Below are 13,746 nucleotides of genomic sequence, written 5' to 3'. Positions count from 1 at the left end.
CGGCCCCCGCCTGACCCGGCCGCGCGCCGCGGGCCGGTCAGACGGTGGGCGGTCGGACCGTGGGCGGGCCGGCGGGGCGGCCCAGGGTGACGGCCGTGTTCACCAGGCCGACGTGGCTGAACGCCTGGGGGAAGTTGCCGAGTTGGCGGCCGGCCACCGGGTCGTACTCCTCCGCGAGCAGCCCCACGTCGTTGCGTACGGCCAGCAGTCGCTCGAACAGCTCCCGGGCCTCCTTCTCCCGCCCGGTCATGTGCAGTGCGTCGGCCAGCCAGAACGAGCAGGCCAGGAAGGCCCCTTCGTCGCCGGGGAGCCCGTCCACCGAAGGGCCCTCGGTGCTGTAGCGGCGGACCAGGCCGCTGCTGCCGAGCTCCACCCGGACCGCGTCGACCGTACCGATCACGCGCGGGTCGTCGGGCGGCAGGAAGCCGACCCGCGGGATGAGCAGGGTGGCCGCGTCCAGTTCGCGGGAGCCGTAGTACTGGGTGAAGGTGCCGCGCACCGGGTCGAAGCCGTTCTCGATCACGTCCCGGTGGACCTCGTCCCGCATGGTCCGCCACCGCTCGACGTCGCCCAGCAGCGAGGGGTCGCCCTCCATGGTGCGTACGGCCCGGTCCGCGGCGACCCAGGCCATCACCTTGGAGTGCACGAAATGACGGCGCGGACCGCGCACCTCCCACAGGCCCTCGTCCGGCCGCCGCCAGTTGCGCTCCAGGAAGTCGAGGAGCGCGAGCTGGATCCGCCAGGCGTGCCGCTGCGCGGGCAGCCCGTTGACCTTGGCCAGGTAGAGCGAGTCGAGGACCTCTCCGTACACGTCGAGCTGGAGCTGGTCCACGGCCGCGTTGCCGACCCGGACGGGGGCGGAGGAGGCGTAGCCGCGCAGCCACGGCAGGTCGGATTCGGGGATCCGGCGCTCGCCGCCGATCCCGTACATGATCTGGAGGTCGGCGGGGTCTCCGGCGATCGCGCGCAGCAGCCATGCGCGCCAGGCACGGGCCTCGTCCAGGAAGCCGGTCTCCAGGAGGGAGCCGAGGGTCAGGGTGGAGTCGCGCAGCCAGCAGTAGCGGTAGTCCCAGTTGCGGACGCCGCCGATCTCCTCGGGCAGGGAGGTCGTGGCGGCGGCCGCGATGCCGCCGGTCGGGGCGTAGGTGAGGGCCTTGAGGGTGATCAGGGAGCGGGTCACGGCCTCCGCATAGGGGCCCTCGTACGTGCACTGCGCGGACCAGTCCCGCCAGTCGGCGCGGCTCTGCTCCAGCGCCGCGTACGGGTCGCAGGACTCCGGGCGCGGCTCGTGCGAGGGGTGCCAGGTGAGGACGAAGGCGACCCGTTCGCCGGCGGACAGGGTGAACTCCGAGCAGGTGCTGTTGGCCTCGCCCCAGGTGGGCACGGCCGGTTCGCTGCGGAACCACGCGGAGTCGGGTCCGGCCACGGCGACCCGGTCGCCGTCGGCGCGCCGGACCCAGGGGACGACGTGTCCGTAGTCGAACCGCAGGCGCAGGACGCTGCGCACGGTGACCTCGCCGGTGAGGCCCTCGATGATGCGGATCACGTCGGGGGCGTTGTCGCGCTGCGGCATGAAGTCGACGACCTTGAAGGAGCCGCCGTCCGGGGTGTCCCAGTACGACTCCAGGACCAGTGAGCCGTCGATGTAGGCGCGGCGGGTGCACTGCTCGTCATCGGGGGCTCCGGCGGGCGAGATGCGCCAGTGGCCGTTCTCCTTGTCACCGAGGAGCGCCGCGAAGCAGGCGGGCGAGTCGAAGCGCGGCAGGCACAGCCAGTCGAGGGACCCGTCGCGGCCGACGAGCCCGCTGGTCATGAGGTCGCCGATGAGTGCGTAGTCTTCGATGGGTTGTGTCATTTGTGCGCTGTTCCCTTGAATGCCCGGACCCAATCAATCCGGGATCCGGGCACCCTCCGGCGCACTACGGCCGTGCGGCGGTCAGCTGCGTACGAGGAGCAGCGCGCCCGCGATGACCACGGCGAGGGCGACGGCCAGGAGGCCGTGGGCCAGGCGGTGGCCGCGCAGGACGGGCAGGAAGCGGTCGGCGGCGTACTTGCCGGGCCCGGTCAGGGCCACGGCGGCGGCGGCCACGGTCAGGAGCAGCTCGTACTCGATGCCCTTCGGGGCGAAGAACGCGCCGGCGCCGTGGACGGCGATCGCGTTGATCATGGTGCCGACGACGGCGGCTCCGGCGAGCGGGGTGAGCAGTCCGAGGGCGAGGCCGAGGCCTCCGAGGGTCTCGGTCAGGCCGGCGACGACGGCCATGGCGTCGCCCGCGGGGTAGCCGCTGGCGGTGAAGAACTGGCCGGTGCCGCTGATGCCTCCGCCGCCGAACCAGCCGAAGAGCTTCTGGGCGCCGTGGCCGGCCATGGTGAGTCCGAGGACGACGCGCAGGAGCAGCAGGCCGGCGTCGTGGGCGGGGGTGGAGAGGGCGAGCGGGACGGCCGGTACGGCTGCGGCCTGCGGCTTCGTCGCGGTGACGGAGGGGCTGGTCATGGGGGGATCCTTCCGGTCGGGCGGTTCGGGCGGGGACGGAGTTGCGGTGTAGCAGGGTTGTTCAAATTCGAACCGTCAGCCCCGACCCTAACGAGTGATTCAAATTGGAACAACCCGTGTAGGCTGGGCGCATGGCTGAAACGAGATGGCTCGACGAGCACGAGATGCGCGCCTGGAGCGGCTTCCTGGCCGCGTCCGCGCTGGTGAACCGCCGTCTCGACCAGCAGCTCAAGGACGATTCCGGCCTCTCGCACCCGCAGTACGAGGTGCTGGTGCGCCTCTCCGCGGCCCCCGGCGGCGAGCTGCGGATGACGGAACTGGCCAATGGCCTGATCAATTCGAAAAGCGGGCTGACCTACCAGGTCACCCAGCTGGAGAAGGCGGGCCTGGTCCGCCGCCGCAGCTGCCCCTCCGACGTCCGCGGGGTCTTCGCCGTCCTGACCGAGGCCGGCCGGGCCCGCCTGGAAGAAGCCGCGCCCGGGCATGTGGCGATGGTCCGCGAGGCGCTGATCGACGTGCTCACGCCCGCGCAGCTCGAAGCGCTGGCGGACGGGCTGGGCGAGGTCAGCCGGCGGCTGCGCGAGCACGGCGGATAGCCTGGAGCGGTCCGCAGCGGTGCGGGTGACGGGCCCGAACGGGGTATAGGGGTGACATGGACGCAACGGTCTGGTTGACGATCGCCGCGGTCGTGGCCCTCGGGCTGGCGATCGGCGCCGGCGTGCTCCTCGTACGGGTCTTCGCGGCGCGCCGGCTGCTGCTCGACGCGGGGATCCCGCTGCGCGACAAGGCGCTGTTCTGGGTCGCGGTGATCTACACCGTCTCGCCGGTGGACCTGATCCCGGACCCGGTGTACCTCGACGACATCGGCGTGCTGCTGCTGGCGCTGCGTTCCCTGCACGCGGCGGCAGCGGCGGTGCGGCCGGGCGCGACGGCGGCCGTGGAGCCCACTGCGGCGAAGGAGCCGGACCCGGCGTAGCAAGGAGCCTGACCCGGCGTGGTGTCGGGCCGCCCGCGCGGCATCGGGCCTTCCGCGCGGCGTCGGGCCTTCCGCACGGCGTCGGGCCGCCCGCGTCCCAACCGCCCCTGGCCCGGGGACTGTCAGTGGCCTCCGGCACCATGGTCCGCATGCCCCGTGAAGATCTTGACGCCCCGTTCTCCTCCCCCGCCGCCCTCTTGGAGGCCGGAGCCGGCCTCGTACGGGAGTGGCCCGCCCCCGGGGCCGGCGGCGCGGTCGGCCGTGAGGTCTTCACCCAGGCCGAGGCCGTCTTCGGGTATGCGGAGGTCTCGCGGGCGGAGTTCGGCTCGTGGCTGCACTTCGCCGCGAAGGTGCTGGGCCACGACGCGTACGCGGAGCAGGTCGCCGCGGCCGAGCCGGGCATGCCCTGGCGGACCGTCTGGGCATGGTGGCGGCCGGTCGGGGCCTTCCGCGCCGAGCCGAACCTCAGCGGGGACGCCTCGGCCGAGGTCCTCGACGGGCCGGACGGCCGGAGCCTGCTGAAGGTCTGGTCGCTGTGGACCGAGGAGCGCTGGTTCGACCTGGCGACCGGCGAGCCCCGCCCGGCGCCCGCCGCCGGGGAGTTCACGGTGCGCGCCGCGGAGCCCGAGGAGGAGGAGCCGTTCCTCTTCGACCCGGACGAGGACGCCTGGGCCCTGCACTGCCCCGGCACCTGGGAGGATCCCACGCCCCTCGGCGGCGGCCGCTTCCTGCTCACCGAGGCCCGCGGGATCGTGGTGGTGGAGCGCAACGAGGCGGCGGCCGCGGCCGGTTGGCCCGGCGGCGGCGCCGACACCTCCGCCTGGGACGAAGGCGCGGGCACGCCGTGGTTCGCGGGCCCCGAGCCGGGCGAGAGCCCGCTGGACGCGGCCCGCGTGGAGGCCGTGTTCGGCGCCGACCGCACCGTCCGCGTCCCGGATGCGCTGCTGCCCGCGGACCTGACCCACCTCCCCACCCGGGAGCTGATCAGCACGGTGGGCCTGCCGCGCCACTGGGCGGCGGGCGTGACCTCGTTCGAGCTGGCCTGGACCGAGGAGGGGCCCGGGGAACCGGAGTCCGGCGCCGACTCCGGTGGGCTGCTGCACCTGGGGACGCTCGAGCTGGGTTACGCCGACGAGGGCCACGTGGTCCTCCACCCGCGGACGGGCGCGGTGTCACTGGTGCGCGAGGGCGAGGGCCCCTTCCCCTTCGCGCGGGACACGGAGACGTTCGTACGCCTCCTGGAGGCCGTGCGCCGGTTCATGGGGGCGTGCTGGGACCCGTATCCGCAGGAGAACGGCCACGGCGCCTTCCTCGACGAGGTGAGGAGGCTGGAGCCGGACGTCCTGGAGTCCGGCGACCCCGACGAGCCCGGCGCCGCGGTCTGGGAACACGTCTTCGCTTCCATCACGGAACTGAGCGTCTACGGGTACTGAACGGGCGCGCCGACGGGCGGAGCGCGACCCGGGCCCCGGCCCCGGCTCAGCGGACGCCGCGGGGGCGGTACTGGATGCTGATGCGGGGGCCCACGGCGCGGGTGGATTTGGGGATGGCGTGCTCCATCGTGCGCTGGCAGGAGCCTCCCATCACGACGAGGTCACCGTGGCCCAGGGGCAGGCGCAGCAGGGTGGGGCCGCCCTCCCGCGGGCGCAGGACGAGATCGCGGGGATCGCCGACCGACAGGATCGCGACCATCGTGTCCTCGGTGGCGGAGCGGCCGATGCGGTCCCCGTGCCAGGCGACGCTGTCGCGGCCGTCGCGGTAGAGGCAGAGCCCTGCCGTGGTGAAGGGCTCGCCCAGCTCGGCGGCGTAGTACCGGGTGAGCGTGGTGCGCGCCTCGGTGAGCGCCGGGTGCGGCAGCGGCTCGTCCTCGTCGTAGAAGGCGAGCAGGCGGGGCACGTCCACGTCGCGCTCGTACATCCGGCGGCGCTCGGCCCGCCACGGCACGTCCTCGGCCAGCCGCTCGAACAGCGTGTCGGCGCCCGAGAGCCAGCCGGGCAGGTGGTCGACCCAGGCCCCGGCGCCGAGCGCGGTGCGGCGCAGCCCGGAGAGCGGGCCGAGGCGGATCTCGTCGCCCTGGTCGAAGAGGGAGCCCTGGAGGCCGGGAATCGTTCGCACGGATCCATCATATCGCGCCACTCGAACATTCGATCGAATTACCGCCCGCAGGCACCCGCTCCCCCGGAAACGGGCCGTCAAGATATCGCTAGGGAGGCGTTAAGGAGCCGTCAAGACGGGCCGGGGCCGCAGGCCCGGAGGATCCCCGGCCCGAGGGCGCGGCACGGTACGTCTGCGCAGGTGGGAGGCGGGTTCCGGGCGCAGTACGCGGCTCTGCCCAACCGGAGCAGTCCCCCGCGCGGCCGCGTCGGGGGACCGTCAGCATGGGAACGCGTGCGTGCACGAATGATCGAGTTCCGTACGCTTGCCCAGCCGTCGCGCCGATGGCCGGATCCAAGCCGTACGAAGGAGCACCCGCGATGGCCACCCCCACCCAGCCGAGCCGCCTGAGGGCATGGCTCCTGGAAGGCCTGACCGACCAGACGAGACACCGGTCCGGCCACGGGTCGCAGGAGACGCCCGACGAGGGCGGAACGGCCGCGGCCGCCGACCACGGGCGCCCGTGGTGGCGGGTGATGTGCCTGACCGGTCTCGACTACTTCTCCACCCTCGGCTACCAGCCGGGCATCGCGGCGCTCGCGGCCGGCCTGCTGTCGCCGCTGGCGACGATCGTGCTGGTGGTGCTGACCCTGCTGGGCGCCCTGCCGGTCTACCGCCGCGTCGCGGAGGAGAGCCCGCACGGCGAGGGGTCCATCGCGATGCTGGAACGGCTGCTGTCGTTCTGGAAGGGCAAGCTGTTCGTCCTGACCCTGCTGGGCTTCGCGGCGACCGACTTCCTCATCACGATCACCCTGTCGGCGGCCGACGCGACCGCGCACCTGGTGGAGAACCCGCATCTGACCAGCACGCTCAACGGCCACCAGGTGCTGATCACGCTGATCCTGATCGCCCTGCTGGGCGGCGTGTTCCTCAAGGGGTTCAGCGAGGCCATCGGGGTGGCCGTGGTCCTGGTCTTCTCGTACCTCGCGCTCAACGTCGTCGTCATCGGGGTCGGCCTGTGGCAGGTCGCCAGCGAGCCGCACGTCATCACCGACTGGAAGCAGGCGCTGATCACCGAACACGGCAACGTGTTCATGATGATCGCCATCGCCCTCGTCGTCTTCCCCAAGCTGGCACTGGGCCTGTCCGGGTTCGAGACCGGCGTCGCGGTCATGCCGCACGTCCAGGGCTCCCCCGACGACACCGAGGAGAAGCCCGCGGGCCGGGTCCGGGGCACGAAGAAGCTGTTGACCACCGCCGCCGTGATCATGAGCGCCTTCCTGATCACCAGCAGCTTCGTGACCACCCTCCTCATCCCCGCCGACGCCTTCCAGCCCGGCGGCGAGGCCAATGGCCGCGCCCTCGCGTACCTGGCCCACGAGTACCTCGGCTCCGCCTTCGGCACCGTCTACGACATCTCGACCATCCTCATCCTGTGGTTCGCGGGCTCCTCCGCCATGGCCGGCCTCCTCAACCTGATGCCGCGCTACCTGCCCCGCTACGGCATGGCCCCGCACTGGGCCCGCGCCCTGCGCCCGATGGTCATCGTGTTCACCCTGATCGCCTTCCTGGTCACCTGGATCTTCGACGCCGACGTCGACGCGCAGGGCGGCGCGTACGCCACCGGCGTCCTCGTCCTGATCACCTCGGCGGCCGTCGCCGTGACCATCGCCGCCCGCCGGGCCGGGGAGCGCGGCTGGACGATCGGATTCGGTGTCATCTCCGCGGTGTTCGTGTACACCACCGCCGTCAACGTGGCCGAGCGCCCCGACGGCGTGAAGATCGGCGCGTGCTTCATCGCCGGCATCATGGCCCTCTCGCTGCTCTCCCGCCTCGCCCGCGTCTTCGAGCTGCGCGTCACGCACGTGGAGTTCGACGACATGGCGCAGCGGTTCATCCGCGACACCGCCAACCGCACGATCCGGTTCATCGCCAACGAGCCGGACAACCGCGACAAGGCCGAGTACCGCGACAAGGTCCGGCAGATCCGCGCGGACAACGACATCCCGGCCGCCGACGACGTCATGTTCGTCGAGGTCACCGTCCTGGACGCGTCCGAGTTCGAATCGGGCATGCGCGTGCGCGGCGAGGTCCTCCACGGCCGCTACCGCGTGCTGACCCTGGAGAGCTCCAGCATCCCCAACGCCCTCGCGGCGCTGCTGCTCCACGTACGGGACCAGACCGGGCAGCGGCCGCACATCTACTTCGAGTGGACCGAGGGCAACCCGATGGCCAACTTCTTCCGCTTCTTCCTCTTCGGCCAGGGCGAGGTCGCCCCCGTCACCCGCGAGGTCATCCGCGAGGCCGAGCCCGACCGGGACCGCCGCCCCCACGTCCACGCCGGCTGAGGCGGCCCCGGCGCCGAGGGCGCGTCAGCGACCCGTCATGGTTCGCGGCTCCCCCGTCAGGAAGCCGTCAGCGGACCTCCCTCGTCCGCCCGCCCCGCGCTTTCATGGGAGCCGGCGACAACGGACCGGATGAGGGGTGGACGGTGGACGCGGTGCGGCACAGGGTCGTGGTCGGTGTGAGCGGGAGCTCCGGCAGCCTGACGGCGCTGCACCGGGCCGCCGCCGAGGCCCGGGTGCGGGGCGCGGAGCTGTGGGTGGTCCTGGCCTGGCAGGCTCCGGGCGGGGACATCGGCAGCCGCGGCCCGGGCGGCGTCCCGATGCTCGCGGCCGTCAAGGCCGCGGCCGTGGAGCGGCTGCGGCTCGCCCTCGACGCCGCGTTCGGCCCGGCCGGCCCGGGCGTGACCCTCGCGGGCCACGCCGTACGGGCCACCGCCGGTGCGGCCCTCGTCGACGCCGTGAGCGGGCCCGAGGACCTGCTGGTCGTGGGGACGGGCGCGCGGGGGGCCGTACGCCGCCTGCTGCGGCCCTCGGTGGCCCGGCACTGCCTGGCGCACGCACCCTGCCCCGTACTGACCGTGCCGCCCTCCCCGCTCCAGGCCGAACTCGACACCGTCCACCGGCGCAACGTCTGGCGGCTCCCGCTCGACGCGCGCGAACTCGCGGAGTGAGGGATCCGTCGGCGCGCCCCGGCGCGGGACCACCGTGAAGCACGCCCGTCGCTACCGCGCCCAGGGGGTGAGCCCCCACTGCAGCGTGTGCCGGGCCCCCGGTTCGAGGCGTACGCGCGCGCCGTCGCGGCGGAAGGCGTCGGGGCCGCAGCTCATGGGCTCCACGGCGACGCTCCGGCGCCGCTGCGGCTCGGCCAGGGTGTCCCCGGTGTACACCTGCACGAAGTCCGCCCCCTCGCCGAGCCACAGAGCGCTGCCGTACGCACCGGAGGGCTCGGCGAGACGTACGACGGCGCGCCCGTCCGCCTCCCGGCGCAGGTCCGTGAAGGCCGTGTCCAGCCGCTGCGGGCCGATGGGCCGCGGCGCGCCGAAGTCGTTGGGTGTCCCCGCGACCGGCTCGGACGCGACGGGCAGGCCGCGGTCGTCGGTGCGGAGCCAGGTCCGGGCGGGAACGGTCAGCAGCATGGCGTCGACCGTGGCGGTACCCACCGCGAGGTACGGGTGCTGGCCCACTCCGTACGGAGCCGGGGTCTCGCCGACGTTCCGCGCGGTGATCGTGACCGTCAGGCCGAGGCGGTCGAGCGCGTACTGCGCCCGCGCCACCAGGTGGAAGGGGTAGCCGGGTTGCGGCCAGAGCGTGGTCGCGAGCACCACACGGGCCTCCTCCTGCTCCACCGCCTGCCAGGACGTCCAGCGCAGCAGACCGTGGATGGCGTTGGCGTGTTCGATCTCGTTGAGGGGCAGCTGCAGTTCCTGCTCCTGCCACCGGTACCGTCCGTCTCCGATCCGGTTGGGCCACGGCACGAGGAGCTGTCCGCGCCCGCCCTCGATCCGGTCGTCGGCGTCGAAACCGTCGATCACGAGGTGGTCGGCGACGGAGTAGTGGCGCAGGGCCCCGCCCAACTCCACGACGACGACCGTCTGCGGACCACAGGTCAGCCGGAACTGGGCACCCGTCCGATGCATGCTCGCCATCCTCGCCGGTGACGGTCGCGGGCCGGGATCCCGCACACCGGGTGGTTCCATTCCATCACCGTGGGGATCGCATCGCACCCCGGCCGGGCGCCCCTCGCCGTGGGCGCGTACGCGCCGGCTCCTCACCCGTGCCTCCGGTTGGGCCGTTCGGTTCGGGAGAGCACTCCAACGGGCCAGCGGCAGTCGTGCCACCGGGCCGCGGCAAGGCCGCGGTGCTGTCGTGGTGGCGCGGATTTCGTGTCCCCGTCAGCCCCCAGGGAGCGTCTCAGTGGAAGCCAGCAGCAGTGACCGTAGCGGAACGCTCCTCGTTCCTCAGGTCCTCAAGGGGCAGAAGGCCCTGGTGACAGGGGCGAACTCCGGCATCGGCAAGGCCACCGCGATCGGCCTCGGGCGGGCGGGCGCCGACGTCGTCGTGAACTACGTCTCCGGGCAGGACGCCGCGCAGGAGGTGGTGCGGGAGATCGAGGGTTTCGGGGTCCGCGCCTACGCGCACGAGGGCGACGTGTCGCAGGAGGACCAGGTCGTCGAGATGGTGGCCCGGATGGTCCGGGAGTTCGGGACCATCGACATCATGGTCGCGAACGCCGGTCTGCAGCGGGACGCCGCGCTCACCGACATGACCATGGCCCAGTGGAGCAAGGTACTGGACGTCAACCTCACCGGTCAGTTCCTGTGCGCCCGTGAGGCGACCAAGGAATTCCTGCGCCGCGGCGTCGTGCCGGAGGTGTCCCGCTCCGCGGGGAAGATCATTTGCATGAGCTCGGTGCACCAGATCATCCCCTGGGCCGGACACGTGAACTACGCCTCCTCCAAGGGCGGCGTGCAGATGCTCATGGCCACGCTCGCGCAGGAGCTCGCCCCGCACCGGATCCGGGTGAACGCCGTCGCTCCCGGTGCCATCCGCACGCCCATCAACCGCAGCGCCTGGGACACCCCCGAGGCCGAGGCGGACCTGCTGCGGCTCATCCCGTACCGCCGTGTCGGGGACCCCGAGGACATCGCGAACGCCGTGACCGTCCTCGCCTCCGACCTGCTCGACTACGTCGTGGGCACGACGATCTACGTGGACGGGGGCATGACCCTGTTCCCCGGGTTCGCCACCGGTGGCTGAGGTCCCCAGTCCTCCAGCCGTCCGGTACGAACTGCTAAGGCTCGCATGAACATCGCGATCGCGATCATGGCGGACACCCCTCCGCAGCTGCTCCCTGCCCGCGAACTCATGGCCTTCACCCTGGCCTCCCACATCCTGCTCGTGCCCTTCGGCGTGGCCCTTCCGGCCATCACCCTGCTGATGCACTACCGCGGGCTGCGCAAGGGCGACGCGGTCGCCCTGCTGCTGGCGCGGCGCTGGTCGGCGGTCATGGCCGTGCAGTTCGCCATCGGCATCGTCACCGGCACCGTGCTCTCCTTCGAGTTCGGCCTGCTCTGGCCGGGTCTGATGGGCCGGTGGGGCGATGTGTTCGGCCTCGGATTCGGGGTGGAGGCGTGGGCGTTCTTCCTCGAGGCGATCCTCATCGCCATCTACCTCTACGGCTGGCGAAGGCTGAAGCCGTGGACGCACTTCTGGCTGGGTCTGCCCCTGCCGCTGACGGCGTTGCTGGGGGCGTTCGGCATCATCGCCGCGAACTCCTGGATGAACACGCCGCGCGGCTTCTCGCTCGACGCGGACGGCAACCCCGTGGACGTCAACGTCCGCAAGGCGATCTTCACGCCGATGTTCGGCCCCGAGTACTGGCACTTCGTGGCGGGTGTCGTCCTCACGGCGGGCTACGTGGTGGCCGGGGTGTACGCGGTCGGCTGGCTGCGCGGCCGGCGCGACCACTACCACCGGCTCGGCTTCACCGTGCCGTTCACCGTCGCCGCGATCCTCACCCCGGTGCAGTTCGTGCTCGGGGACTCCATCGCCCGCTCGGTCTTCCACAAGCAGCCGATCAAGTTCGCCGCCACCGAGATCGTCTGGAAGACCGACACCCACGTACCCGAGTACATGTTCGGCCGCCTGCATTCCGACGGGTCGGTCTCCGGCGGGCTCAAGATCCCCCAACTGGACTCGATCCTCGCCGGTTTCAGCCCGGACACCCAGGTGACGGGCCTGTCGTCGGTCCCCGCGAACGACCGCCCGACGGCGGCCCAGGCCACGATCGCCCATTGGGCCTTCGACATCATGGTGACGATCGGAAGCCTGCTCGTCCTGCTCGCGCTCTGGTACGGCTGGTGCTGGCTGCGCCGCCGCGACCTGCCGCGCTCGCCGTGGTTCTTCCGGTGCGCCGCCGTGGCCGGGGCGGCCTGCCTGGTCACGGTGGAGTGCGGCTGGATCACCACCGAGGTCGGCCGCCAGCCCTGGATCGTCTACGAGAACATGCGCGTGTCCGAAGCCGTCACGGACACCCGGGCCGCGTCGTTGTGGGCGATGCTCGGCATCGTCATCGTGGTCTACGCACTGGTCTTCGGCACGTTCCTGGCCGTCCTGCTCAAGCTGCGCACCCGGTGGCGGGACGCCGACGAACGACACGGCGACCCTCACGCCACCGCCACTCCGGAGGGCGACACCCCCTACGGGCCCCGCGCGACGACCGCCGCGGCCGCGCCGGATCACGGCTCCGCACGCGGTGACGGAGGAGGGCGATGATCCAGGACGTCGTGGCCTGGGTGCTGCTGGCCGCGGTGGCCGCCTACGCGTGTGCGGGCGGGACCGACTACGGGGCCGGGTTCTGGGACCTCTTCGCGGGCGGCACCGAACGGGGCAAGCGGCCCCGGTGGCTGATCGACCACGCCATGGAGCCCGTCTGGGAGACGAACAACGTCTGGCTCATCTTCGTCCTGGTGATCATGTGGACGGGCTTCCCGGTCCTGTTCCAGACGGTGTTCACCGCGATGTGGCTCCCCCTGGCGCTCGCGGCCGTCGGGCTCGTCCTGCGCGGTGCGGGCTTCGCCCTGCGCAAACCCATGACACGCCTCGCGCGCCGCAGGATCTACGGCGCCGCCTTCGCCGTCTCCTCCCTCCTGGTGCCCTTCTTCTTCGGGGCGGTGGTCGGCGGCCTGGCCACGGGCCGGGTCGTCCCGGGGACGACGGCGTCCGCCGACGCCTGGTCCAACGGGACCTCCGTGCTGGCCGGGCTGCTGACCGTCGCCGCGACCGCCTTCCTGGGCGCGGTGTTCCTCACCGCCGACGCCCGCCGCTTCGACGCCCCCGACCTCGTCCACTACTTCCGGCTGCGGGCCTGGTGCAGTCTCGGGGTCATCGCCGTCCTGGCCGCCGTCGGCCTCGCCGTCACCCACCACGACGCGCACTACGTGTACGACGGCCTCACCAGCGGCGTCGGCCTGGCCGTCGTCCTGGTGGCCGTGGTCAGCGCCGTGGCCACCGCCGCACTGCTGTACCGCACGGCCACGGGGTGGGCGAGGATCACGGCGGTCACCAGCGTCGCCCTCGTCGTGGTCGCCTGGGGGCTGGCCCAGCGGCCGTACCTCATCCCCACCTCGCTGACCGTGGACCAGGCAGCCGGGGCGTCGACCACACTGCGCTGGCTGCTTCTGGTCACGGTCATCGCGATGGTGCTCGTCGGACCGCCGCTGGTCCTGCTCTACCGGCTGGACACCCGCGGCGCCCTGCAGCCCCTCGCCGAGAACGACCTGCGGGGGACGGCCGCGAACCGGGACCCCGGCACGCAGCGGTGATCGTGGTGGTGCTGGGCGTGGCGGGTGCCGGCAAGACCACCGTCGGCAGGGCGTTGGCCGAGGGACTCGAAGTGCCGTTCCTGGAAGGCGACGGCCTCCACCCCGCCGCGAACATCGCCAAGATGACCGCCGGCCGCCCCCTGGACGACGCGGACCGCGCCCCGTGGCTGCGTACGCTCTCGGACCGGATACGGCAGTCCTCCCGGTCGGGCCGGCGGCTGATCGTCTCCTGCTCGGCCCTCAAGCGCGCGTACCGCGAAGAACTCCGCGCGGCCGCCCCGGGGGTCTGGTGCCTGTACCTGGCACTGGACCGCGACACCGCCCGGGCCCGGGTCTCCCGGCGGACGGCTCACTTCATGCCGCTGCGCCTGGTCGACTCGCAGTTCGAGATCCTCGAACCGCTCGACCCGGACGAGCCCGGCGCGACCGTCGACGCTGCCGGCGACCCGGAGGCCACCCTGGCCCGGGCGCGTCGCGCCGTGGCGGGCTTCGGCGCCGGGCCGGACCGCTGAG

Annotated in this window: 13 protein-coding genes; 9 read left to right on the top strand and 4 right to left on the bottom strand. The window is 72.6% G+C overall.

What is annotated here, in order from left to right:
* Positions 1–37: 37 nt before the first annotated feature.
* Together K7B10_RS34105 and K7B10_RS34100 are read right to left on the bottom strand one after the other, a co-directional pair.
* Complete coding sequence (locus tag K7B10_RS34105; RefSeq protein ID WP_229342711.1) at positions 38–1,855, bottom strand: glycoside hydrolase family 15 protein; 1,818 nt, start codon at positions 1,853–1,855, stop codon at positions 38–40.
* A gap of 81 nt (positions 1,856–1,936) precedes the next feature.
* On the bottom strand, positions 1,937–2,494 hold the full coding sequence (locus K7B10_RS34100; RefSeq protein WP_229342710.1) for a DoxX family membrane protein: 558 nt from the start codon (positions 2,492–2,494) through the stop codon (positions 1,937–1,939).
* 131 nt (positions 2,495–2,625) lie between these two features.
* On the opposite strand from K7B10_RS34100, the gene K7B10_RS34095 reads away from it, so the two are divergent.
* The 3 genes from K7B10_RS34095 (at position 2,626) to K7B10_RS34085 (ending at position 4,903) form a co-directional block, all read left to right on the top strand.
* On the top strand, positions 2,626–3,090 hold the full coding sequence (locus K7B10_RS34095; protein ID WP_229342709.1) for a MarR family winged helix-turn-helix transcriptional regulator: 465 nt from the start codon (positions 2,626–2,628) through the stop codon (positions 3,088–3,090).
* A 56-nt stretch (positions 3,091–3,146) separates the two neighbouring features.
* The gene (locus K7B10_RS34090; RefSeq protein ID WP_229342708.1) at positions 3,147–3,470 is read left to right on the top strand and encodes a YkvA family protein; all 324 of its coding nucleotides are present in this window, start codon (positions 3,147–3,149) and stop codon (positions 3,468–3,470) included.
* A gap of 149 nt (positions 3,471–3,619) precedes the next feature.
* Complete coding sequence (locus K7B10_RS34085) at positions 3,620–4,903, top strand: SUKH-4 family immunity protein (protein ID WP_229342707.1); 1,284 nt, start codon at positions 3,620–3,622, stop codon at positions 4,901–4,903.
* A gap of 46 nt (positions 4,904–4,949) precedes the next feature.
* On the opposite strand, the gene K7B10_RS34080 is transcribed toward K7B10_RS34085, so the two are convergent.
* Positions 4,950–5,585 (bottom strand): alpha-ketoglutarate-dependent dioxygenase AlkB, encoded by a 636-nt coding sequence (locus K7B10_RS34080; protein ID WP_229342706.1) that lies wholly within the window; start codon positions 5,583–5,585, stop codon positions 4,950–4,952.
* Between the two features lie 359 nt (positions 5,586–5,944).
* Between K7B10_RS34080 and K7B10_RS34075 the strand changes: the two genes are divergently transcribed.
* On the top strand, positions 5,945–7,912 hold the full coding sequence (locus K7B10_RS34075) for an APC family permease (RefSeq protein WP_229342705.1): 1,968 nt from the start codon (positions 5,945–5,947) through the stop codon (positions 7,910–7,912).
* A 152-nt stretch (positions 7,913–8,064) separates the two neighbouring features.
* Positions 8,065–8,580, top strand: coding sequence for a universal stress protein (locus K7B10_RS34070; RefSeq protein WP_229342704.1), 516 nt, complete (start codon positions 8,065–8,067; stop codon positions 8,578–8,580).
* Between the two features lie 51 nt (positions 8,581–8,631).
* Here the strand turns inward: K7B10_RS34070 and K7B10_RS34065 are convergent, their stop codons facing one another.
* Positions 8,632–9,546 carry an aldose 1-epimerase family protein gene (locus tag K7B10_RS34065; protein ID WP_229342703.1) on the bottom strand — a complete coding sequence of 305 codons (915 nt, stop codon included), beginning with the start codon at positions 9,544–9,546 and terminating at the stop codon, positions 8,632–8,634.
* 277 nt (positions 9,547–9,823) lie between these two features.
* Here K7B10_RS34065 and K7B10_RS34060 point away from each other — a divergent pair, with 277 nt between their 5' ends.
* Genes K7B10_RS34060 through K7B10_RS34045 form a run of 4 tightly spaced genes read left to right on the top strand, consistent with a single transcriptional unit; the run spans position 9,824 to position 13,745 of the window.
* The gene (locus K7B10_RS34060) at positions 9,824–10,666 is read left to right on the top strand and encodes an SDR family oxidoreductase (protein ID WP_229342702.1); all 843 of its coding nucleotides are present in this window, start codon (positions 9,824–9,826) and stop codon (positions 10,664–10,666) included.
* Between the two features lie 45 nt (positions 10,667–10,711).
* A complete protein-coding gene (locus K7B10_RS34055; RefSeq protein WP_229342701.1) occupies positions 10,712–12,184 on the top strand; it encodes a cytochrome ubiquinol oxidase subunit I in 1,473 nt (490 codons plus the stop codon).
* Positions 12,181–13,233 carry a cytochrome d ubiquinol oxidase subunit II gene (locus K7B10_RS34050; RefSeq protein WP_229342700.1) on the top strand — a complete coding sequence of 351 codons (1,053 nt, stop codon included), beginning with the start codon at positions 12,181–12,183 and terminating at the stop codon, positions 13,231–13,233. The genes K7B10_RS34055 and K7B10_RS34050 overlap by 4 nt, the downstream gene beginning before the upstream one ends.
* Positions 13,230–13,745, top strand: coding sequence for a gluconokinase (locus K7B10_RS34045; protein WP_229342699.1), 516 nt, complete (start codon positions 13,230–13,232; stop codon positions 13,743–13,745). Before K7B10_RS34050 ends, K7B10_RS34045 begins: the two co-directional genes overlap by 4 nt.
* The last annotated feature ends 1 nt before the right edge of the window (position 13,746 follow it).

Origin of the sequence: Streptomyces flavotricini (genome assembly GCF_020639365.1) — a bacterium.
Lineage (GTDB): Bacteria > Actinomycetota > Actinomycetes > Streptomycetales > Streptomycetaceae > Streptomyces > Streptomyces flavotricini.
The sequence above is the reverse complement of the archived record's forward strand: the minus strand, read 5'-3'. Positions and strand labels throughout refer to the sequence as shown.